This is a genomic window from Methylomonas koyamae (assembly GCF_019669905.1).
GTDB lineage: Bacteria > Pseudomonadota > Gammaproteobacteria > Methylococcales > Methylomonadaceae > Methylomonas > Methylomonas koyamae.
Genome location: NZ_AP019777.1, coordinates 619892 through 637962 on the forward strand (window position 1 = coordinate 619892; position 18071 = coordinate 637962).

The following is an 18071-nucleotide window of genomic DNA, read 5'->3' on the forward strand; positions in this document are numbered from 1 at the left end:
CAAATCTTGAAACCGCCCTGAAAGCAGCCGATACGGCTTGGGGGACGCCATGGAGTTCAGCTCAGTCGGGAAGCCGTCGTTAGCGCGTTACCGGCATTATTTACCGGTGTTGCTGGTGCTGTCGGTGGCGGCGGGGTTTTTATTTTTCGCCTGGCAAGCGCTGGACCGGAACCACCGGCAACGGTTGCACGAATATTTCGAGTTCGAGGTGGAGCGAATCGCTTCGAACATCAGCGAACGCATGGCATTGCATGCGTTAACCTTGCGTAGCGCGGCAGGGGTGTTTGCCGCCAGCGACGAAGTGACTCGTAACGACTGGCGCGAATTCGTGGAAATGCTGGAGCTGGACCAAAACCATCCCGGCGTGCAAGGCGTCGGTTATGCGCAATGGATTCCGGCCGGCCAATTGCCGGCACACATCGCCCAAATTCGGGCTCAGGGTTTTCCGGAGTATGCGCTATCACCGGACACGCCTCGCGCCCACTACACCAGTATCGTGTTCCTCGAACCTTTTTCCGGCCGCAACTTGCGGGCCTTCGGCTTCGACATGTTCTCCGAGCCGGTGCGGCGGGAGGCGATGGAACGGGCCCGTGACAGCGGCGAACTGGCCTATTCCGGCAAGGTGGTCTTGGTACAGGAAACCAAAGCCGACGCACAGGCCGGCATGCTGGCTTACTTCCCGGTCTACCGCCACGGCCGCGTGCCGCAAACGGTGGAGCAACGCCGCGCCGCTTTGCAAGGTTGGGTGTATATCCCCTACCGGATGAACGATTTGCTCGGCGCCATTCTCGGTAAACAGTTGTCGGCGTTGCGGCTGGAAATTTTCGACGCCGACCGGCTCGATGGTGACGGCTTGTTATACGACAGCAACGACACATTGGATTTCCAGCAGCCGATCGCCGGCGGCGACCGCATCAGCTCGAACCGGCGCCTGGAGTTGGGCGGAAGGCATTGGACCTTGCGTTTTACCGAGCTGGACGGATTTCGCCGGACCAACAAGTTGGAGCCGCCCTGGCCGGAGTTTCTGGCGGCGGCGTTTATCAGTTTTTTGCCGGTTTTTTTCAGCGCAGCGTATATCAAGGCGCGGCGCAGCAGTCTGATTGCGGCGCACTTGACCGAATCCTTGAAGCAGAGCGAACGCCGCTTCCGCAGTTTGTTCGAAAACTCGCCGGTCGCTTACGCGGCGCTGGACCGGAGCGGCTGTCTGCTGGACGTCAATCCGCAGTTATGTGCGTTGCTGGATTATCCGCACGACGAATTGGTAGGCAAAAATTTATTCGATTTGCTGGCCGAGGACGCCGATAACGCACCGGATTTCGGGTTGAAACTGCAAATGCTGAACCATTACGGCGTGTTGGAGTGCGAACTGGCATTGCGCAGACGGTCCGGCGGCACCATCACGGTCATTCTCGACGGCCGCCTGCAAAGCCGAAAAACCGGGGGTGCCGTTATTCACTGTATTTTGACCAATATCACCGAGCGCAAACGCGCCGAGGACAAGTTACAGTTGGCGGCGCGGGTCTTCGCCGAGGCCCACGAGGGGATCACGATCACCGATGCCGACGGGACTATCATCGACGCCAATCCGACCTTTTGCGCGATTACCGGTTATCCGCGCGACGAGGTGATCGGCCGCAACCACAATTTCCTGAAATCCGGTAAACACGACGCCGAATTCTATAAAAATCTGTGGCAACTGTTGCAGACCGAGGGTTGTTGGCAGGGCGAAATATGGAACCGCAAAAAAAGCGGCGAGTTATACGTAGAATTGCTGACCATCTCGGCGATGCGTAACCCGAAAGGGGAGATCGTGAATTACGTCGGCTTGTTCTCCGATATCACCCAGTCGAAACTGCATCAACAGGCATTGGAAGAGATGGCGCACCACGATCCGCTGACGCATTTGCCGAATCGCACCTTGTTCAGCGACCGCTTTCAGCAAGCCATGGCGCGCTGCAAGCGCGACAATTCGATGCTGGGTGTGGTCTATATGGATTTGGACGGTTTCAAGCAAATTAACGATAATCTGGGCCACGATGCCGGCGACCAGTTGCTGGTGGAAGTGGCGGCGCGCTTGCGGGCCGGTTTGCGCGAGGACGATACCGTCTGCCGTTTGGGCGGCGACGAGTTTGCGGTATTGATGTGCGGCGTGGAATCGAAGCAGCAATGCGTACAGGCGCTGGAGCGGATTCACCAGAACGTCGCCCGGACTTACCGCATTGGCGGACGCCAGGTCGAAATCGGCATTAGTAGCGGCGTAACCTTGTATCCGTTCGATCCGAGCAATCCCGATTATTTGCTGCGCCACGCCGACGAGGCGATGTATGTTGCCAAGCAGCGCGGCCGCGACCGTTTCGAGTTTTACCAGCCCGACTGCAGCCGCGAATCGGTTTAGTCCGACGGCAGCGTTCCAACCTAATTTTGAGTTTTTGCGGAGGAAGTATGAATTGTCACGAAGTTGATTACCGGATCGTCGGCCACGACATCCAGATGGTCGAAATCGAATTGGATCCGAACGAAACCGTGGTCGCCGAAGCCGGCGCGATGACTTATCTGGAGCAGGATATTGAGTTCGAAACCAAGATGGGCGACGGTTCCGGCGGCGTGATGGATAAGCTGTTCGGTATCGGCAAGCGTTTGTTGACCGGCGAATCGGTGTTTCTGACCCATTTCAGCAACCGCGGCGGCCAAAAACGGCAAGTCGCCTTTGCCGCGCCGTTTCCGGGCACCATCATCGCGTTGAATATGGCTGAGTTGGGACAGGAAGTGATCTGCCAGAAATCGGCATTTTTGGCGGCGGCATTCGGCACTCAGGTCGACATTGCCTTTAACAAACGGCTGGGCAGCGGATTCTTCGGCGGCGAAGGCTTTATCCTGCAGCGCCTGCGCGGCGACGGAATGGCCTTTATCCATGCCGGCGGCACGGTGGTGCGCAAGGATCTGCGTAACGAGACCCTGCGCCTGGATACCGGTTGTCTGGTCGCGTTCAGCGGCGACATCGATTACAACATTGCCCTGAGCGGCGGACTGAAAAGCATGCTGTTCGGCGGCGAGGGTCTGTTTCTGGCGACGTTGAAAGGCACCGGGTCGGTTTGGATTCAAAGCATGCCGTTTTCGCGGCTGGCGGAGCGGGTGTTAAGCCAGTATCGGCCGCTGGGCCAGGATAGCCAATAAAGCCGGTTACAGCAGGCCGTGTTCGGCAAACGAGAATGGCGGGCCGTCGCCGACGATAAAGTGGTCCAATACCCGGATATCGAACAAGCCCAACGCTTGTTTCAGTTTGTCGGTAATTTGCCGGTCGGCTTGACTGGGTTCGTTGATGCCGGACGGGTGGTTATGGGCGAAAATCACCGCTGCGGCATGGTGGAACAACGCTCGCTTGGCAACCTCGCGCGGGTAGACGCTGGCGCCGTCTATCGTGCCGCGAAACAGTTCCTCCCATTGAATCACCCGGTGCTGGTTGTCGAGAAACAGGCAGGCGAAGATTTCGTAGCTGTGGCCGCGCAGTTGCGCGCTCAGATAGGCGCGGGTGATATCGGGACTGGTCAGCGCATTGCCGCGTTGCAGAATTTCGGCGAAATGGCGGCGAGCCATTTCCAGTACCGCTTGCAGTTGCGCATATTTGGCGTCGCCCAGGCCGTGGCTCAGGCAAAACCGTTCTCGGTCGGCGCCGAGCAGCGCGCGTAGCGAGCCGTATTCGCTCAGCAGTTCCCGCGCCATGTCCACAGCCGACTTTCCGGCAGTGCCGGTCCGCAGGAAGATCGCCAACAATTCGGCGTCGGTCAAAGCGCCGGCGCCACGCTGCAACAATTTTTCGCGCGGACGTTCGGCGGCTGGCCAATTTTTAATGCTCATCAACTCGTTCCGGCCGTTAAGAAACGGTTTTAAGCATAGAATACTTACGGTAAATCTTCTATTCAGTGTATAAGCATCATAACTTATTGTTTATATTAACTTATTTTAATTGAATGAGGTCTTGGGCCGTTCAATAAATCGTCAATATATGACGGTTTTTCAGTTAAATTAACGCTTTCCGGTGTATAAGAATGAGTATAACTTTCGGGCGAAATAGAAGTGGTAGGCTGAATAGAAGATGATTGGTTCATTAAATCTCTGGCTCGTTGCGATACTGTCGATTTGCACAGGTGTGCATATCGCGTAGTTGTGTTGATGTTTGAATGTCCAAGTAACGAGCTAATTTCATGCAATGACATTGAAGCTTGCGCGCAACGCGAAGCGTAAGTGTGTCGAAAGGTATGGATAGTACAATCTTCTAAGCCAGCTCGATTGAGTGCGGCTCTTATTCCCGCAGTGCATGTTTTATGACCGCCTTTTGAGTTTGTGAAAACATATTTGTTGTTGCCACGTTCTCTGAAGCGTCTGAGTAAAATGTCTTTAACTCGGTTAGTCATATAAACCAAGCTCTCGTTATCAACCTTGCTACGATAAAGCGAAATACTGTCGCCTTTAGTATTCACTTGCGACCATTGGAGTGTTGTTATCTCGGATAACCTTGCTCCCGTGTCCAATAAGAGTACAGTCAAATCGTAGTTGTCTTGGACAAACGAATTGATTGGATTATCTTCGCCGCGATAAACTCGGTTTGGGTCTAGCTCAGCAAGTAGCCTGATTTCTTCTTCTCTTGACAAATAACGTAAGCGACCAGATTTGACTTTGATTTTTGGTGGCTCGATTTTAGCGACGTTATATCCGTTCTTTTCAGCCCATTTGATAATGCGCGTTATAAAACTAACAGTTTGACTAATGCTGCTTTCATTCAATTTTTCTGCGCGACGAACCTTAATGATATTTTCAAGGACTTTATTATTTAAACTTGAAATTGGTTCGTTTAGACCAATCACGTTAGGCAGCCACTTAAGCATAAACTTAGCCGCGTTTTGAACGTTCTTTGAGGTTAACGGCTTAGACGACGCATATCCCTTTATCGCGTCTTCAATTGATATATTTTCACCGTTTACATTGTGGAGCCCGGCCAGGACTTCTTCGTAATATTTGTCAGCTATTTGTTGGGCTAACTTTTTGCTAGTAGTGTTAGTCGATTTTTGATAAAGCCGACCTTTGTGCTTAAACCGAGCGTAATAATTAGGGGAGTGTTTGAATTTTACTATGTTTGACATCGAGGTTCTCCTATCAGCTAATGTCCACTAAGGACAGGAGCTAATCTATCCAGTAAAACGAAAGTCGTACACTGCTTTGTATAAATAAGGGTATGTCTATCAACTTGGTTAAATTATGAAAACTCTTTTCTATGACCTTGACTTTGAAGCTATTCAAAATCTTCATGCACCACGCTTACAATCAAAATATAAGACTACTTTTAGAGTTGTCGCTATCGCACGAGTTTGGCCGGTTGACCGCCTCGAAGATAACGTGGTCAACAAATACGTCATTAAGAACGTTGAAACAGGTGACGATATCAGCATTGAAAGCGGCACAAAGCTATTCGAAAAACTCAAAGACCTTTTCGAGCAAAACAATACAACTGGCTTTGGTCGTGAGCTGACGATTTACTCTACTAAATCAGCGGTTAATTTCTATTTCTTATTGAACCTACCAATAGAACTATCATGAGTGACGAACTAAAACGAGTAATGGCTGCTTTTGCTAAGCCGAGCAAGCCAACTAAACAGTCCAAAAAATCGGATGCAGAAAAGTTGGCTGAAGCCATCAAAAAACTTAAGAATGTCTAACAGCTAAGCTGTCCTTGACAGAAAATCCGATTAAGCTATGAATTCTTCTTCAATTTGTTCAAGCTCGTCTTTTTCGGTCAGAATAGTGAAGTTTTCTAATGGTTCCCAGTCTGAGACTTCTTCAACAAAATAAGAAACACCGCCCTCCCCACATTCTGAAAACCAAAATTCAAGATCACCGTTTTCTAACAGTTCTTCAATTTCTTTATTAAAGTAAATACCGATGTCTATTCTGCGCCAGAATAAGTATTGTGCGTCCATTTCTTCTTCAGCATAAACAGCGACTGGTAGAAAAATTTGAACAGTATGAACGGCACCGTTCGGCATGTCATATTCGAAGTTTAAAGAGGTAAGTTTATAAAGTTTCATTTAATTCACCGATTTAGTTAATTTAAAAGCCGTCCGTGGCTTTAGTTTCCATTAAGCCGCTATTGCAGAAGGCTCAGCGTTTTTAAAGAGTTGTTTTACCCAACCAGTTAAAGCAAATATAGGCATATCATCGAAAGTTGTTTTGTCTGACGAATCCATAACTGTTGAAAGAACATCATCAGGGTTTTCAATATCGTCAAAAGAATAAACTCGCGGTGTTTGTCCTAATTGAGAAACGAGCTCTTCAGTTGCAGTTACAGCCGAACAGATTAACGCGTCTGGATTTATTCCAAATCGATTAGTCAGCAATTCTTTAATAACCGGTCGAAGCATAACCCCTAACACTTCGTTTTGATATTCATCGAACATTGACATATACAAGTTTGCTTTATAGTGCGGTGTTAACTTTTTAAATTTACGCGGTTCTACATTTTTCAAGCCGAGATTAAATAAAGCACAAGTTTCTTTCACTATATGCTTTGTAATATATTCTTGGAATGCAATGAAGTCGTCAGCAGAAGTTATGTTTTCAGCGTTTTCGGGTGATGGAACATTCCAAGTTAGAGTTTGTGCATCCAAAAATGATACAAGTTGTTTGATTTGTTTGTTAGATAATTTAGCCATGATATTCACCATTAAAATTTAAAAAGTTAATTAAGAAGCCGTCCTTGGCAGAAAAAAGTTCCTAACTAGCGTTTACTTATCGAGGCACCATTCGGCTTCGTCGTTATTAGCGTGTAAAACGGTATTACCGATTTTTAGCTTTAAGACGTCATAGTCGCCTTCGTTGTTTTCGTTGCCATGCCTAACGACGTTGCGGTGGATTTGGATAGAGTTAGCGCCGCTGTCGAAAATTAAGGTTAAAAGTTCTTGAATGTTCATTTTGATTTCCTTTGTTAGGATTAAAGTTAAATGTATTAACAAACTAGTTTGTCGCCCGTCCTGGTGAGTTAAATTCTACGGAAAAAAACTAATTAAAAAACCCTGCTATACTCTGGGAAAATGACAAAACTGTCAGTGGTACGAAAAATGCTACAAGCGAACGGAATTAAGGCGGGATGTCTTGATAACTGCCTGTTTTAATTGAATTAATCGAATTAACAGGAAATGTGATTTATTTCACAAATAACAATTCAGCTATGAGAAAAATAAACGTTGAAATCTATGTAAAAACCGTTGAAGTGGATTTTAGGAAATCAGAAAAGCCTAAAAAGTTTATTTGGTTATATGTGTATAGGTTTGATGTGTACAAACACGGAAGCTCGCAAGTTGCAGGTCCCGTATATTGCTGGCCGCCTAAACGTCCTAAAGAACCTGTCACAAGGAAGCCCTATGTGGCTTCAACTCACTGTTTATTAGATTCGTTAAATCACATCACTGGATGCATTGTTGATGTTGACGGGCTGTTGAGCGGCTTTGAAGAGCGATGCCCACCATCAAAAGGATTCACAAAGGAAGGTGTTCAACACATTGAGCTATATAGATTGAGTGGCGGTGTAGCCGAACATCTATGGACTTGGAAAGCGGGAGAACGAGCATTAGAAATATTGATAGCCGATGAGGTCCACGACGATGTGTTTAAACATTTTGTAGGTCAGGTGTCTATGTTGGTGAGTAATGGCGACTCATAAAAAACAGTAAAATCAACCGTTTACATTTCCAGTCTTGGTGATAGATTAGCTCTCGACGGATACGAATGGTTCGTATTCGCAATCCCGATGATTGGAGAACTAAGATGGCTACTAACAAACCAGAAGCAACCAACACAGTCGCTAGCGAAGAAATCAACAAAGCTTTAGCTGACCTGCTCAATGAACTGCTTGCAGCGGTTCGCCCATTGAACCCAAAGAAAACGACTAAACGTCAAATCAAACGCGGCATCGCAAACATCGAAGCGATCCTGGCTGACATCAAAGAAGAGGTGTCAAAATGAGCGAAGACGAAAAAGATTTCAGCTTCGTTGAGGCGTGGGGTGAAGAACGACTTGGGTTTAATGAAAAGTTCTTTGGTGATTGTTTGTTCGACTTGAAAATCTTCGATATGACAAATGTACTTATGCCCGCTTACAGCGGGGGCTACTGGAAATTTATGTCGTGGAAAGATACCGTTGCGTTTTATGTTCTCGACGGTGCTGAACGAGTGACACTTCGCAACTTCAGTGGTGACGAATTCGAAATAGACTCAACACTTGCTGGAATGGTGATTACTTTTTTCGCGTTGAACTTGTACATCGAGAGGACGCAAAATGAAAAACTGATGGACAAATGGGATCGCCTGCGCGAGCTGATCTACAACTATGCAGAAGAGATCGGCCAGGCAAGGGAAGCTTTTAAAATGCTCGATTAGCCACCCAGCTTAGACACTAGAATAAGTCATGCGGTGACTGTGACAATAACTGAAGACACCAAAACACTCAAAGGGAGCTTAACGCTCCCTTTTTTTGTACCTCTCAGCAAGTACAAGCTTGCTCAAATCAATCGGCCGAAGTCCCATCAGCTTTCTAAGCTTTTTGTACTCTCGGTGCGAAAACATATCGCCATCACACTCGTAAAATCTGCGCGATAGCCAATCATTGCGATTAGCTCGTGGCTGCTTAAGCTTTGGTTTAAACGGTTCCCAAGGGTTGTCGTACTCACAATGGCCGACATAGTTAACCCAACACTCATAATGACTGGAACGTTCGTCAAAAAAATCAATAAGTCTGAAATATTTTTGGTTCATTCTCCAAAGATAGCAGAGTGTTGAAGGTTGTCAGTCATTCTGAGCTAACCGGTCAAACTGGCCTTTAGGTTCTATTTGGTACAGCTCATTAAAATCACCGAGAGTGATCTGAAAGCTATCGTGGTCATATGTCTGCTTAAAGTTAGGGCTTGTTAGATCGCAAGCTAACCCGAGCGGAATACCTTTGCAATTGTCGAAATAAGCATCTTTCATGCTACACCGCCAACTTCATAATTGCTGCGTATAAAGCGGGATACTGAGCTTTCAATGCCTCGGCGTTTACTTTTGGCTTTACGTTCGGTTGTTCAAATGGCTTGTTATTCATCGCCGTCTCCATAGTAGTCTGTGATATGTCCTAAAAAATTGTTGTTGATGAAATCATCAAACTCCTCGTCACTGACTGGTGAAACTGCTTCAATATCGACAGTTCCATCGGGATTAGACGTTGCTATGTAAACCGGTGATAGTTCCTTTTTCATTTTGTGTTCTCCTTTTTTCCAGTAATCGAAGCACGTAATTCCGTACTGCTTCGTTTTTAAAAGTTTGCTTAGCTTCAGCAAGCTTCTTAAGAAATTCTTCTTCAGTTAGTGGTTTCATTTTCTGATTTATGCCATAGCCACAACAGATACGAAACTGATGCGAGCATTGCGATGTTGCCGATGAATATGATTGTTTCCATTGTTTGTTCTCCTTTTAATTTGTTCTGATCTATTTAGGAGATTTCTGATTTTTTACGCGAGCTTTTCTTCGCTTTTTCTTTCCATGAACTGGATGAATTTCAGAACGTTCATTCAAAAGGTAATCACTTAAGTTTTTAGCAATATCGAGAATTCGATCTTTTCTACCTGAACGAACACAGCCATTTTCATAGCGACCTAACGCGACATTGCAATTCCTGCAAATCACTCCGCGAATTCTTCCAGTAAAATGTGAATGATCCAAACACGGTACTTCACAGTCAAAGCCGCATAAAGCACATTTACCATCTTGCTCTTTTAAAAGCTGTTCTCTTAATGGTTTTATTTGAAAGGATTTGATTTGCATCGTGTATTTATTCAATGCAAAAAAATGCCCCCATTGCGGGGGCAGGAGAACTTTGGAGAACAACGTCCTTATGAAAACGTTACAGTATTTATATCATCATGAATGACACGCTTACACGGTTGAAAAAATAATTATTCTCGCCGTGTACGTGGTGTTCTTGCCTAAATAGAATCAGCCTCGATCTATTAAAACAACGGGAGAACAAACATGAAAACTTTACTAATCATCGCATTAATTACCCTGTCCGGCTGTGCAATGACACCAGAAGAAAGAGCACTCTGGGTTCAAAACATGCAAAGCATTCAAAACTCTGCGGCACAAGCCAACTCTTACCAACCCCCAATGCTACACAACTTTGACTGCACTCCTACTTACGGCGGCGGGTCACGTTGCTCTGGCTTCTGATCCTTGTAAGATACATCTGGCAAATAAGTAAGCATATCCGTACGGATGCCCATGAAATATAGATAGAATTACTGATATCCATATCGCTTGCTTGAGCAAAATATTCCTTAAGAAGTTCTGAGAATATTGTAAAATGATAATGGAGACTACTATGGAACAAATCTGTAATATATGGCTGCAAATTAAAGCAGTTGCTCATGACAGTTCTTTAGAGATTGCAACAAATTATAATTTAATATAATTTTGCACATACATGGTGACTTATGCAAGTATTAATAATAATAATTTCTATATTAGCCGTATTGTACTTTATTGGAAAATATTCAGAGCCTGATGTAGAGGATTTTGATCTCAATCAACTAAAGCGGCATGTTAAAAATTTGCAGAAATGGATTGATGCTAATTCGAATAATGCAAACATATCAGAGCATGAAAAGGCAGTGCTTAGTAAAAAGCAAGCACAACTTGAACGTGCGTTATTAGTATGGCAAAGAAAAAATGAACAAGCCATAGCAAATGAAAATCTGCAAAACATAAACGCCATTGCAACCGAGTTAGCCCCTATAACAAATAGGATAAGCCAGCTAAAAAATGAAGGCATAAATGAAGCAGAAGCTGTTGCAATAGCGTTGAAGGAGTGGGAAAAATCAATTGAGAAATAATAAATTTCTAATCTAAACAGCCTAGGTTTTTTAATGAAACTGAATGCTCGCCTTTAGGCCAGCCATTTATGTTGGTTAATTTAACTGTGTCTGATAGATTACATTTTTCGCAATGTATTTTAAATTGCAGCGTAAAACCTTTAGACGATGTCGAGCTTATGCCTTCAATACCATCATAAGGACTTTTGTCTCTTTCTTCACAAATCCTATAATCGAGTATTCTCATTATATGGCTTCCTTCGCATGAGGGGCAGAAAAAATAAAAATAATCAGTATCGGTCGCCCCGCGCAGTTTTCCACATCGAACAGCGTTGCTGCCACGTTTAAAATTGGTCATTAACTTACCCCTTTTGAAAAAAATGAATAAAAAAGACAATGAATTTCTAAATATAATTTAGCAAAAAATAGTTGCAATTAATATGCAAGTAAATTTTTTATCGGATTATAACAAAAATATTGATGTCCCAATTCTAGCGTAAAACAATGACAACGTGACCTAGCTCACGCGCACACTTCAGAAACTAGCCTAGACTGGTACCAGTTTAGGCTTTTTTATGTGTGAAAATTTTATAAGGATGAAACGATGGGTGACATTAGATGCACGTGACTGAATGATCTGAGCGTTGCAGGAGGGTGTCCTGAATTTTGTGTAAACGGGATTTAATTATCGATTGGGCATCCTGTCTTCAAACTGAATGCTAAACCGATTCAAAGCCGCTTTCCAGTCATGCAACGGCATGGTCCATTTTTGACTGATATTCATCAGGGCCAAATAGAACAATTTCGACAAGGCTTCATCACTGGGAAATGAGCCGCGATTCTTGGTGATTTTCCGCAAACTCATGTTCACCGACTCGATCGCATTCGTAGTGTAAATGATGCGGCGTATCTCGGGCGGATAGTCGAAGAAGGGAATGATTCTATCCCAATTACGTCGCCAAATTTGAGCAATGGGCGGGTAGGCCTCGTTCCACTGCGTCTCGAACTCAGCCAGCCTTTGCTCTGCTTCAACGACGCTGGCGGATTGGTATATTCGTTTGAGATCGCCGGCGATCTGTTTACGCATTTTCCAACTGACATAGTTCAGGCTGTTGCGGACTAGGTGGACGATACACAGTTGGACGGCGGCGTGTGGATAGACGGTTTCAATCGCTTCCGGGAAGCCTTTCAAACCGTCGACACAGGCAATGAAGATGTCTTGCACGCCGCGATTCTTGAGGTCTGTCACGACCTGTAACCAAAACTTGGCGCCTTCGGTTTGGGCGATCCACAAGCCCAGCACTTCCTTCTCTCCTTGCAGGTTAATCCCTATGGCCAGATAAACGGCCTTGACACGAACGGCACCGGTATCGCGCACTTTGACGTGGATACAATCGAGATAAACGATGGGGTAAACCGGATCAAGCGGCCGCAATTGCCAGGCTTTGACTTCCTCAATCACGGCGTCCGTCACCGAGGAGATCAAGGTGGGTGAAACTTCAGTGCCATACAGTTCTTCCAGATGGCTCTGGATTTCCCTGACGGTCAGACCTCGGGCATAGAGTGAAATGATCTTGTCATCAAAGCCCGTCCAGCGGGATTGGTGTTTGCCAATGATTTGCGGCTCGAACTGACCATGACGATCACGGGGAATCTCAATCGGCAATGCGCCAAAATCGCCTTTGAGGGTTTTACGGCTCTTGCCATTGCGGGTGTTGCCGGTGGCGTTGCAGACTGACTCATGCTTGGCATGGCCTAAATGTTCAGGGAGCCTCTAAAAATCCACGATTAATCAGATTCGGGGCGTAAAACGCGCTCGAAAGCGGACATTTCCAAGCGGACTACCTTCAACTCGAAACCTTTTCAGCTCCGATGGGCGGCATCAAGACGCAGCTACCCTGCGAATGGCGCAAAAACGTCGCATGTTGTACACCAGATTCATGAAGCCGATACGCACTTCGGCGCGGGCTAGGCCAATGCAACGGATCGTCTTACCGCCCCATTGCGCCATCCAGGCAAACACGTGCTCGACCCGGCAACGGGTTTTGGAGCGGGTACTGTTACCTTGTTTTTCCCGGTCAGTCAGCGGTTTGCCGCGCACCCCTTTGCGGTGAATCCGGCTGCGGTAGCCTTGTGCTTTAAGGCAGGCTTCCGTGGCTTCGGATCGGTACGCACTGTCGGCCCACACATCCCGGCTGGTATTGCCGCTATCGAGCAAGCCGTTCAGGGCTTGGGAGTCGTGGATGCTGGCATCGGTGACCGTGTATTTGCGCACCAACTTGTGGGCATTATCAACGTTGACGTGATTCTTGTACCCGTAATAACTCTTGTCACCTTTCTTGGTCCAGCGCGCATCGGTATCCTTCTGACGGCGTTTGGAGGCTGACCAGTCCTCGACGGTTTCGTCAGCTTTAATCCGGGCGTTCTCGTCCGGCGTATTACGCTGCACCGGCGCCTTGACGAAGCTGGCGTCAATCAGTTGACCCTTGCGGGCAATCAGGCCGGCGCGATCCAATTGCCGGTTGAATTCGTTGAACAAGGTTTCGGTCAATTTCAACGCCTTGAGCGACTCGCGAAATAGCCAGAAACTGTTGCGGTCCGGCGCGTGCTTGGCATCCGACAAACCGATAAAACGCTGAAAACTGCGCCGGTCTTCGATTTGAAACTCCAGTTGCTCGTCGCTCAGATTGTAGAGACTGGCGATGACCAACGCTTTGAACATCAACACCCCATCCCAAGGCTTACGCCCGGCAGACGATTTGCGGACTTTGTGATGGACTCGATCCAGCAGCGGCCGGAACGCGTCCCAATCCACTTGCGCGTCCAATTCCAACAACGGATTACCCAAACGATCGATTCGACGATCTCGATGTTCAAACAGGGAACCGAAAAGGTCGTCTTGTGCCACCGTCATCTCTGCTCTCCAAAGGTCTTTAGCTCCGACTCATTTTACTCGCCGGGCGCAATTTTTAGAGGTTCCCTTCAGTCATTTCGGCTTCTAAGGCTCGCTCGACCAAGGCCTTGGTGAGTTGTTTTAGCAGGCCATTTTCGCCCAGCAGGTCTTCAGGTTTTTGATAGCCCGACAATAAGGTATCAATTAGGTCGGTTGGGATGGCTTTTGGTAAGGTCATAGTTACTCCTCAAAGTAAGGGCAGTTTCCTGCCTAATGGCCGTTTACACAAAAATTCTTACACCCTCGATATTGGGACCGGTGTTTGCCCGTATGCAATCAGAGTTCTTGGAGCCGTTGTTGAACCGCTGTTTCCAGCTTGCTTTACGCGACGGCAGTTTCGGCCCTATTCCTCAAGAGCTGTTAAGCATGAACGTAGACATCATTCCAGAGTACATCTCACCGAATGCTCGTGCTCAACGTATTGACGATGTGACCGCGTTGGAGCGATTTGAACAATCGCTGGCTCAGTCAAGCCAGTTGAATCCAGGCGTGTTGGATGTTTACGACTTCGAGCTGGCTCAACGTAAGAAAGCTTTTCTACTTGGTGTTCCCGCAGATGTTATCCGTTCAAAAGAGCAGTTAATCAAGCTTCGAAACGAGCAGGCTGAAGCTCAGGCTCAAGAGAAGCAGGAAGCCTTACAGAGCCAAATGGTATCCGACCCAAGAATGGTGAAAAACGGATTAGATGCGGTTGGTGGAGCCGAGGGAATTCAGCAACTTTTGAAAGCGGCATAAATAGTTATTTGAAGGAGCCGCAATGGAAGCATTAGCAATAGCGATTAACAAATTGATTAATGACTACTACCGCCGATTAGCTGAACGCACCGGCGGTGCAAGGTATTTCGATAGAGAGTTTTTGACTCAGGATATGTTCAATTCCGATCCGCAATTAGAGCGAGACCTTATTGAGCTATTCAAAAAATATAGCCAAGGAAAACAGGTAAATCTAAGCAAATGAAAAGAGCAACCCATCAACAATATTTCGAAGTTTTCCAACGCAATTCAGACGGAAATGAAATTCTGCAAACTTTAAGCGCCCTTTTCTACGATGTTCCGTCTTTTGATGAAAATAACCAATACAAAACCGCGTACAACGAAGGTAGACGAAGCGTAATTGAATTTATTCTTCGTAATATCGCGTTGGCGCAGGTTGAACCTTATGACCAAGAACAGGAAGAGTAATCATGGAAGAAAATATACAGGCCGCGAGTAGCGACAACCTTAACAGCACAGCAAGTTCCGAAACTTCAACGGCGTCTTCACTATTAGGAGCCGCCGAAGTTGAAAGTAATGTCAGCGAGATTAAGGTTCCAGACAAGTTTTTAGTTGATGGTCAGCCAGACTATCAGAAGTTAACTAAATCATATATTGAGTTAGAGAAGCACATTGGAGCTAAAGCCCCAGTAACCGACCCTGCTGAATATGACTTTCAATTTCAAAACCCAGACCAATGGGATGCGCAGGGTTTGGAGGAATTCAAAAAGTTTGCCGTTGAAAAAGGATATTCAAAAGAGCAATTCAACGATGCTTTAGCACTTTACGAGCAGAACGTTTCTAAAATGCTCGAAAATATTGTGGAAACCCCACAAAAAGCGACCGCGACTTTAAAGGAAAAATGGGGTAATGACTTTGATGGCAACTTGAAAGATGCGTTTAAAGCATTCAACACGTTTGCTCCAGAAGGTTTCGATATTCATTCAATTGGTAATAACGTCCCCGCCCTTGAGCTGTTGGCTCACATTGGCAAGCAATTGAAAGAAGACAACATACCATCAACCACAAGTTCTTCACCTACGAAAATGAGTAAGTTAGAGGTTGAAGAATTAATGCGTTCTTCTGATTACTTAGAAAACCGTGAGAAGCAACGTATTGTGACCGAATGGTACAACTCAGTTTATGGTTAAGCCCTGCCTAATAGCTGGGACGCTATAAATAGCAAAGACTGGATGTAAATTGGGACAAGGATGTCCCCCCAATTTAAGCCAATTTGAAAGAAAGCCCCGATAGGTTTCGGACAAGCATTCAAATTATGACTTAACTTATTAAAAGGATTTAATAATGGCTACTAATATTACCGCTGCATTTATTCAGCAATGGAATGATGAGGTTAAGCAAGCTTACCAACAAAAAGGTTCGAAACTCCGCAATGCAGTTCGCTCTGTAACTGGTGTCACTGGCTCAACCTATAACTTCCACAAATTGGGATCATTGAGTGCTAACACGAAAACTCGTGACGCAGCTTTGACCTTTTTAAACCCTACTCAAGCAGTTGTTTCAGCTACCTTGGCCGACAAATACGCGGCGGTAACTATCGACAAGTTGGACGAGTTGAAAACTAATGAATCGCCCCGGGAATCTCGGAGGCCATAGGTTGTGAGTCACGCTGCCATGACGGACTCGGGAAGTTGCCGATAATAGTTAGCCTCCGCTTCGGCTGGTGGGATATTACCAATCGATCCCAACAGCCGTCGATGATTAAACCAATCCACCCAAGTCAATGTAGCGAGTTCAACGGCTTCGCGGCTCTTCCAGGATTGCTTGTGAATCAGTTCGGTTTTGTACAAACCATTAATAGTTTCAGCCAAGGCATTGTCATAAGAGTCACCCACACTGCCTACCGAAGCTTCAACGCCGGCCTCGGCTAAACGCTCGGTATAGCGGATCGAAACGTACTGCACGCCTCGATCGCTATGGTGAATCAAGCCGCCATCGCGCTGGGGTTGCCGGTCATGAAGCGCCTGCTCCAGTGCGTCCAGCACAAAGTCGGTATGCGCCGATGACGATACCTTCCAACCGACGATGTAGCGGGCAAACACATCGATCACGAAGGCCACGTAAACGAAGCCCTGCCAGGTTTTGACATAGGTGAAGTCCGCCACCCACAAGGCATTCGGTCGTACGGCGCTGAACTGCCGATTCACCCGATCCAGAGGACACTCCGCGTTGGCATCGCTGAAGGTGGTCTTGATGGTTTTGCCACGCCTGACGCCTTTCAGCTCCAGGCTTCGCATGAGGCGTTCCACCGTACAACGGGCCACGGTTAAGCCCTCGCGTTTCAATTGAATCCAGACTTTACGCGCGCCGTAATTTTGGAAGCTATCATTCCAAACTCGACGAATTTGCTGACTGAGGGCCTCGTCCTGCTTGGCGCGATGCGACCGCAACTCAGGATTGGCTTTGCGCGCCGCATGCAGGTAATACGTCGATGGGGCAATCGGCAGAACTTTGCAGATTGGCTCGACCCCATAGCCATCGCGATGCTCGTCGATGAACGCTTTCATGGCTTGAACCGGCGGTCGAGCTCCGCCTGCGCAAAATACGCCGAGGCCTTACGCAGGATCTCGTTGGCCTGGCGTAACTCCCGGACTTCCCGCTCCAGCGCCTTGATGCGTTCCGCGCCATTGCCGGACACTTCTATGCTCGAGCTAGTGATCGGTTGTGTTTGCCTCAGCCAGCGACGTAACGTCTCCGCCGTGCAGCCAAACTTGGCCGAAATTGATTGGATAGCGGCCCATTCCGACGGGTATTCATCTTGATGCTCTCGCACCATGCGAACCGCTCGTTCTCGAATTTCCGATGAATAATGCTTGCTCGTTTTCTCGTTCATTGCTCCATTCTCTCAAAGGTTGGAGCCTCCGAGGAAACCAGGGCGATTCATAACGTTTCATTCCGAAACGAGTTTGTTACTGCGACCGCTAACGCGTTAGGCCGTGATGCTGACGCAACCATTAATACCGCTTTGTTGGCTTCAAATACTAACCCAACCACTTTATCCGGTGCGTTGACACAAGCAAAGATTTTGGAAGCGTTAACGTTGTTAAACAACATCGATGCTGATCCTACTGATCGTTATTTGATCGTTGGTCCGCAACAAATTTCTGATGCTTTGGGTATCTCTACTTTAACCAGTGGTGATTACATGGCGATTAAAAGTTTGGTTGAAGGTTCAATTAATTCAGCGTTGGGTTTCCAATGGATTATGTCCACCCAGTTAACTAAAGACAACCTAAACGCCGCTGGTTCTGCACAAAGCAACACCCGCCACTGTTTCGCTGTTCATAAACAAGCGGTTGGCTTAGCTGTTGGTCAAGACATAGTTACTACCATTGAATGGTCGCCAGATCGTTATGGTTACAACGTTGTTTCGAGTTCTTCTATGGGGGCTGTTGTAATCGAGCCTACCGGTGTAATTGAAATTGGTTGCGTTGAACCTTAATAGCTGAATAG

At 46.8% G+C, this 18071-nt stretch carries 25 protein-coding genes, 2 pseudogenes and 1 other annotated feature; of the genes and pseudogenes, 15 read left to right on the top strand and 12 right to left on the bottom strand.

The window, feature by feature from the left end; all coding sequences use genetic code 11:
- Positions 1 to 49 precede the first annotated feature (49 nt).
- Entirely contained in the window at positions 50 to 2395 is a 2346-nt protein-coding gene (locus MKFW12EY_RS02960) for a sensor domain-containing diguanylate cyclase (protein WP_221053981.1), read from the top strand.
- Between the two features lie 47 nt (positions 2396 to 2442).
- Positions 2443 to 3174 (top strand): TIGR00266 family protein, encoded by a 732-nt coding sequence (locus MKFW12EY_RS02965; RefSeq protein WP_054760032.1) that lies wholly within the window; start codon positions 2443 to 2445, stop codon positions 3172 to 3174.
- A gap of 6 nt (positions 3175 to 3180) precedes the next feature.
- On the opposite strand, the gene radC is transcribed toward MKFW12EY_RS02965, so the two are convergent.
- Together radC and MKFW12EY_RS02975 are read right to left on the bottom strand one after the other, a co-directional pair.
- Positions 3181 to 3855, bottom strand: coding sequence for a RadC family protein (gene radC / locus MKFW12EY_RS02970; RefSeq protein ID WP_221053982.1), 675 nt, complete (start codon positions 3853 to 3855; stop codon positions 3181 to 3183).
- A gap of 95 nt (positions 3856 to 3950) precedes the next feature.
- Positions 3951 to 5138 carry a tyrosine-type recombinase/integrase gene (locus tag MKFW12EY_RS02975; RefSeq protein ID WP_082409705.1) on the bottom strand — a complete coding sequence of 396 codons (1188 nt, stop codon included), beginning with the start codon at positions 5136 to 5138 and terminating at the stop codon, positions 3951 to 3953.
- A gap of 115 nt (positions 5139 to 5253) precedes the next feature.
- Here MKFW12EY_RS02975 and MKFW12EY_RS02980 point away from each other — a divergent pair, with 115 nt between their 5' ends.
- Positions 5254 to 5592: a hypothetical protein gene (locus tag MKFW12EY_RS02980; RefSeq protein WP_054760029.1), complete on the top strand. Its 339-nt coding sequence runs from the start codon at positions 5254 to 5256 to the stop codon at positions 5590 to 5592.
- Entirely contained in the window at positions 5589 to 5711 is a 123-nt protein-coding gene (locus tag MKFW12EY_RS23160; protein WP_256360622.1) for a hypothetical protein, read from the top strand. Before MKFW12EY_RS02980 ends, MKFW12EY_RS23160 begins: the two co-directional genes overlap by 4 nt.
- A 30-nt stretch (positions 5712 to 5741) precedes the next feature.
- Here the strand turns inward: MKFW12EY_RS23160 and MKFW12EY_RS02985 are convergent, their stop codons facing one another.
- From MKFW12EY_RS02985 to MKFW12EY_RS02995, 3 genes are all read right to left on the bottom strand, one after another.
- Positions 5742 to 6080, bottom strand: a complete 339-nt coding sequence (locus MKFW12EY_RS02985; protein WP_054760028.1) for a hypothetical protein — start codon at positions 6078 to 6080, stop codon at positions 5742 to 5744.
- Between the two features lie 51 nt (positions 6081 to 6131).
- Positions 6132 to 6704, bottom strand: a complete 573-nt coding sequence (locus tag MKFW12EY_RS02990; RefSeq protein ID WP_157199251.1) for a hypothetical protein — start codon at positions 6702 to 6704, stop codon at positions 6132 to 6134.
- Between the two features lie 72 nt (positions 6705 to 6776).
- Complete coding sequence (locus MKFW12EY_RS02995) at positions 6777 to 6962, bottom strand: hypothetical protein (protein ID WP_221053983.1); 186 nt, start codon at positions 6960 to 6962, stop codon at positions 6777 to 6779.
- Positions 6963 to 7189: 227 nt separating this feature from the next.
- On the opposite strand from MKFW12EY_RS02995, the gene MKFW12EY_RS03000 reads away from it, so the two are divergent.
- The 3 genes from MKFW12EY_RS03000 to MKFW12EY_RS03010 all read left to right on the top strand — a co-directional run bounded on the left by MKFW12EY_RS03000 (position 7190) and on the right by MKFW12EY_RS03010 (position 8426).
- Positions 7190 to 7711: a hypothetical protein gene (locus MKFW12EY_RS03000; RefSeq protein WP_157199250.1), complete on the top strand. Its 522-nt coding sequence runs from the start codon at positions 7190 to 7192 to the stop codon at positions 7709 to 7711.
- A 104-nt stretch (positions 7712 to 7815) separates the two neighbouring features.
- On the top strand, positions 7816 to 8013 hold the full coding sequence (locus MKFW12EY_RS03005; protein ID WP_054760021.1) for a hypothetical protein: 198 nt from the start codon (positions 7816 to 7818) through the stop codon (positions 8011 to 8013).
- A complete protein-coding gene (locus tag MKFW12EY_RS03010) occupies positions 8010 to 8426 on the top strand; it encodes an antirestriction protein (protein WP_054760019.1) in 417 nt (138 codons plus the stop codon). The genes MKFW12EY_RS03005 and MKFW12EY_RS03010 overlap by 4 nt, the downstream gene beginning before the upstream one ends.
- A 78-nt stretch (positions 8427 to 8504) precedes the next feature.
- On the opposite strand, the gene MKFW12EY_RS03015 is transcribed toward MKFW12EY_RS03010, so the two are convergent.
- The 3 genes from MKFW12EY_RS03015 to MKFW12EY_RS03025 all read right to left on the bottom strand — a co-directional run bounded on the left by MKFW12EY_RS03015 (position 8505) and on the right by MKFW12EY_RS03025 (position 9845).
- The gene (locus MKFW12EY_RS03015) at positions 8505 to 8801 is read right to left on the bottom strand and encodes a hypothetical protein (protein WP_221053984.1); all 297 of its coding nucleotides are present in this window, start codon (positions 8799 to 8801) and stop codon (positions 8505 to 8507) included.
- A 317-nt stretch (positions 8802 to 9118) separates the two neighbouring features.
- Positions 9119 to 9280 carry a hypothetical protein gene (locus MKFW12EY_RS03020; protein ID WP_157199249.1) on the bottom strand — a complete coding sequence of 54 codons (162 nt, stop codon included), beginning with the start codon at positions 9278 to 9280 and terminating at the stop codon, positions 9119 to 9121.
- Positions 9281 to 9509: 229 nt separating this feature from the next.
- Complete coding sequence (locus MKFW12EY_RS03025) at positions 9510 to 9845, bottom strand: endonuclease domain-containing protein (protein ID WP_172680235.1); 336 nt, start codon at positions 9843 to 9845, stop codon at positions 9510 to 9512.
- A gap of 207 nt (positions 9846 to 10052) precedes the next feature.
- Between MKFW12EY_RS03025 and MKFW12EY_RS03030 the strand changes: the two genes are divergently transcribed.
- Both MKFW12EY_RS03030 and MKFW12EY_RS03035 read left to right on the top strand, forming a co-directional pair.
- Positions 10053 to 10250, top strand: a complete 198-nt coding sequence (locus MKFW12EY_RS03030) for a hypothetical protein (protein WP_157199248.1) — start codon at positions 10053 to 10055, stop codon at positions 10248 to 10250.
- 263 nt (positions 10251 to 10513) lie between these two features.
- Positions 10514 to 10912, top strand: coding sequence for a hypothetical protein (locus tag MKFW12EY_RS03035; RefSeq protein WP_157199247.1), 399 nt, complete (start codon positions 10514 to 10516; stop codon positions 10910 to 10912).
- Between the two features lie 664 nt (positions 10913 to 11576).
- Here the strand turns inward: MKFW12EY_RS03035 and MKFW12EY_RS03040 are convergent.
- The 3 genes and pseudogenes from MKFW12EY_RS03040 to MKFW12EY_RS03050 form a co-directional block, all read right to left on the bottom strand.
- A pseudogene (locus MKFW12EY_RS03040) lies at positions 11577 to 12662 on the bottom strand (IS256 family transposase); the annotation flags it as partial.
- 111 nt (positions 12663 to 12773) lie between these two features.
- Positions 12774 to 13805 carry an IS5 family transposase gene (locus tag MKFW12EY_RS03045; protein WP_245006310.1) on the bottom strand — a complete coding sequence of 344 codons (1032 nt, stop codon included), beginning with the start codon at positions 13803 to 13805 and terminating at the stop codon, positions 12774 to 12776.
- 67 nt (positions 13806 to 13872) lie between these two features.
- Positions 13873 to 14022, bottom strand: a pseudogene (locus tag MKFW12EY_RS03050) (IS256 family transposase); the annotation flags it as partial.
- A 35-nt stretch (positions 14023 to 14057) separates the two neighbouring features.
- On the opposite strand from MKFW12EY_RS03050, the gene MKFW12EY_RS03055 reads away from it, so the two are divergent.
- From MKFW12EY_RS03055 to MKFW12EY_RS03075, 5 genes are all read left to right on the top strand, one after another.
- On the top strand, positions 14058 to 14579 hold the full coding sequence (locus MKFW12EY_RS03055; RefSeq protein WP_280637647.1) for a portal protein: 522 nt from the start codon (positions 14058 to 14060) through the stop codon (positions 14577 to 14579).
- Positions 14580 to 14601: 22 nt separating this feature from the next.
- Positions 14602 to 14802 carry a hypothetical protein gene (locus tag MKFW12EY_RS03060; RefSeq protein ID WP_054763800.1) on the top strand — a complete coding sequence of 67 codons (201 nt, stop codon included), beginning with the start codon at positions 14602 to 14604 and terminating at the stop codon, positions 14800 to 14802.
- Positions 14799 to 15026 carry a Bbp19 family protein gene (locus MKFW12EY_RS03065; RefSeq protein WP_054763799.1) on the top strand — a complete coding sequence of 76 codons (228 nt, stop codon included), beginning with the start codon at positions 14799 to 14801 and terminating at the stop codon, positions 15024 to 15026. The genes MKFW12EY_RS03060 and MKFW12EY_RS03065 overlap by 4 nt, the downstream gene beginning before the upstream one ends.
- A gap of 2 nt (positions 15027 to 15028) precedes the next feature.
- Positions 15029 to 15748, top strand: a complete 720-nt coding sequence (locus tag MKFW12EY_RS03070; RefSeq protein ID WP_054763798.1) for a hypothetical protein — start codon at positions 15029 to 15031, stop codon at positions 15746 to 15748.
- A 154-nt stretch (positions 15749 to 15902) separates the two neighbouring features.
- Positions 15903 to 16214, top strand: a complete 312-nt coding sequence (locus tag MKFW12EY_RS03075; protein WP_221053985.1) for a phage capsid protein — start codon at positions 15903 to 15905, stop codon at positions 16212 to 16214.
- Between the two features lie 8 nt (positions 16215 to 16222).
- Here MKFW12EY_RS03075 and MKFW12EY_RS03080 read toward each other — a convergent pair.
- A protein-coding gene (locus tag MKFW12EY_RS03080) for an IS3 family transposase (RefSeq protein ID WP_245006282.1) occupies positions 16223 to 17451 on the bottom strand; the annotation gives its coding sequence in 2 pieces (ribosomal slippage) (positions 16223 to 17160 and positions 17160 to 17451; 1230 coding nt in all).
- Positions 17051 to 17167: a sequence feature (AL1L pseudoknot), on the bottom strand. (Overlaps the previous gene by 117 nt.)
- Between MKFW12EY_RS03080 and MKFW12EY_RS03085 the strand changes: the two genes are divergently transcribed.
- Positions 17428 to 18060, top strand: coding sequence for a phage capsid protein (locus tag MKFW12EY_RS03085; RefSeq protein WP_221053986.1), 633 nt, complete (start codon positions 17428 to 17430; stop codon positions 18058 to 18060). The two genes, MKFW12EY_RS03080 and MKFW12EY_RS03085, sit on opposite strands and share 24 nt — an antisense overlap.
- The last annotated feature ends 11 nt before the right edge of the window (positions 18061 to 18071 follow it).

What these genes read in the sequence shown, in the direction of transcription:
- MKFW12EY_RS03020 (WP_157199249.1), bottom strand. Translation starts at nt 9,280, where the DNA reads ATGAAAAAGGAACTATCACCGGTTTACATAGCAACGTCTAATCCCGAT.
- MKFW12EY_RS03065 (WP_054763799.1), top strand. Translation starts at nt 14,799, where the DNA reads ATGAAAAGAGCAACCCATCAACAATATTTCGAAGTTTTCCAACGCAAT.
- MKFW12EY_RS03070 (WP_054763798.1), top strand. Translation starts at nt 15,029, where the DNA reads ATGGAAGAAAATATACAGGCCGCGAGTAGCGACAACCTTAACAGCACA.
- MKFW12EY_RS02980 (WP_054760029.1), top strand. Translation starts at nt 5,254, where the DNA reads ATGAAAACTCTTTTCTATGACCTTGACTTTGAAGCTATTCAAAATCTT.
- MKFW12EY_RS02960 (WP_221053981.1), top strand. Translation starts at nt 50, where the DNA reads ATGGAGTTCAGCTCAGTCGGGAAGCCGTCGTTAGCGCGTTACCGGCAT.
- MKFW12EY_RS02995 (WP_221053983.1), bottom strand. Translation starts at nt 6,962, where the DNA reads ATGAACATTCAAGAACTTTTAACCTTAATTTTCGACAGCGGCGCTAAC.
- MKFW12EY_RS03015 (WP_221053984.1), bottom strand. Translation starts at nt 8,801, where the DNA reads ATGAACCAAAAATATTTCAGACTTATTGATTTTTTTGACGAACGTTCC.
- MKFW12EY_RS03075 (WP_221053985.1), top strand. Translation starts at nt 15,903, where the DNA reads ATGGCTACTAATATTACCGCTGCATTTATTCAGCAATGGAATGATGAG.
- MKFW12EY_RS03055 (WP_280637647.1), top strand. Translation starts at nt 14,058, where the DNA reads ATGGCCGTTTACACAAAAATTCTTACACCCTCGATATTGGGACCGGTG.
- MKFW12EY_RS03030 (WP_157199248.1), top strand. Translation starts at nt 10,053, where the DNA reads ATGAAAACTTTACTAATCATCGCATTAATTACCCTGTCCGGCTGTGCA.
- MKFW12EY_RS03060 (WP_054763800.1), top strand. Translation starts at nt 14,602, where the DNA reads ATGGAAGCATTAGCAATAGCGATTAACAAATTGATTAATGACTACTAC.
- MKFW12EY_RS03025 (WP_172680235.1), bottom strand. Translation starts at nt 9,845, where the DNA reads ATGCAAATCAAATCCTTTCAAATAAAACCATTAAGAGAACAGCTTTTA.
- MKFW12EY_RS02975 (WP_082409705.1), bottom strand. Translation starts at nt 5,138, where the DNA reads ATGTCAAACATAGTAAAATTCAAACACTCCCCTAATTATTACGCTCGG.
- MKFW12EY_RS03085 (WP_221053986.1), top strand. Translation starts at nt 17,428, where the DNA reads ATGCTTGCTCGTTTTCTCGTTCATTGCTCCATTCTCTCAAAGGTTGGA.
- MKFW12EY_RS03005 (WP_054760021.1), top strand. Translation starts at nt 7,816, where the DNA reads ATGGCTACTAACAAACCAGAAGCAACCAACACAGTCGCTAGCGAAGAA.
- MKFW12EY_RS23160 (WP_256360622.1), top strand. Translation starts at nt 5,589, where the DNA reads ATGAGTGACGAACTAAAACGAGTAATGGCTGCTTTTGCTAAGCCGAGC.
- MKFW12EY_RS02985 (WP_054760028.1), bottom strand. Translation starts at nt 6,080, where the DNA reads ATGAAACTTTATAAACTTACCTCTTTAAACTTCGAATATGACATGCCG.
- MKFW12EY_RS02965 (WP_054760032.1), top strand. Translation starts at nt 2,443, where the DNA reads ATGAATTGTCACGAAGTTGATTACCGGATCGTCGGCCACGACATCCAG.
- MKFW12EY_RS02990 (WP_157199251.1), bottom strand. Translation starts at nt 6,704, where the DNA reads ATGGCTAAATTATCTAACAAACAAATCAAACAACTTGTATCATTTTTG.
- MKFW12EY_RS03010 (WP_054760019.1), top strand. Translation starts at nt 8,010, where the DNA reads ATGAGCGAAGACGAAAAAGATTTCAGCTTCGTTGAGGCGTGGGGTGAA.
- radC (WP_221053982.1), bottom strand. Translation starts at nt 3,855, where the DNA reads ATGAGCATTAAAAATTGGCCAGCCGCCGAACGTCCGCGCGAAAAATTG.
- MKFW12EY_RS03045 (WP_245006310.1), bottom strand. Translation starts at nt 13,805, where the DNA reads ATGACGGTGGCACAAGACGACCTTTTCGGTTCCCTGTTTGAACATCGA.
- MKFW12EY_RS03035 (WP_157199247.1), top strand. Translation starts at nt 10,514, where the DNA reads ATGCAAGTATTAATAATAATAATTTCTATATTAGCCGTATTGTACTTT.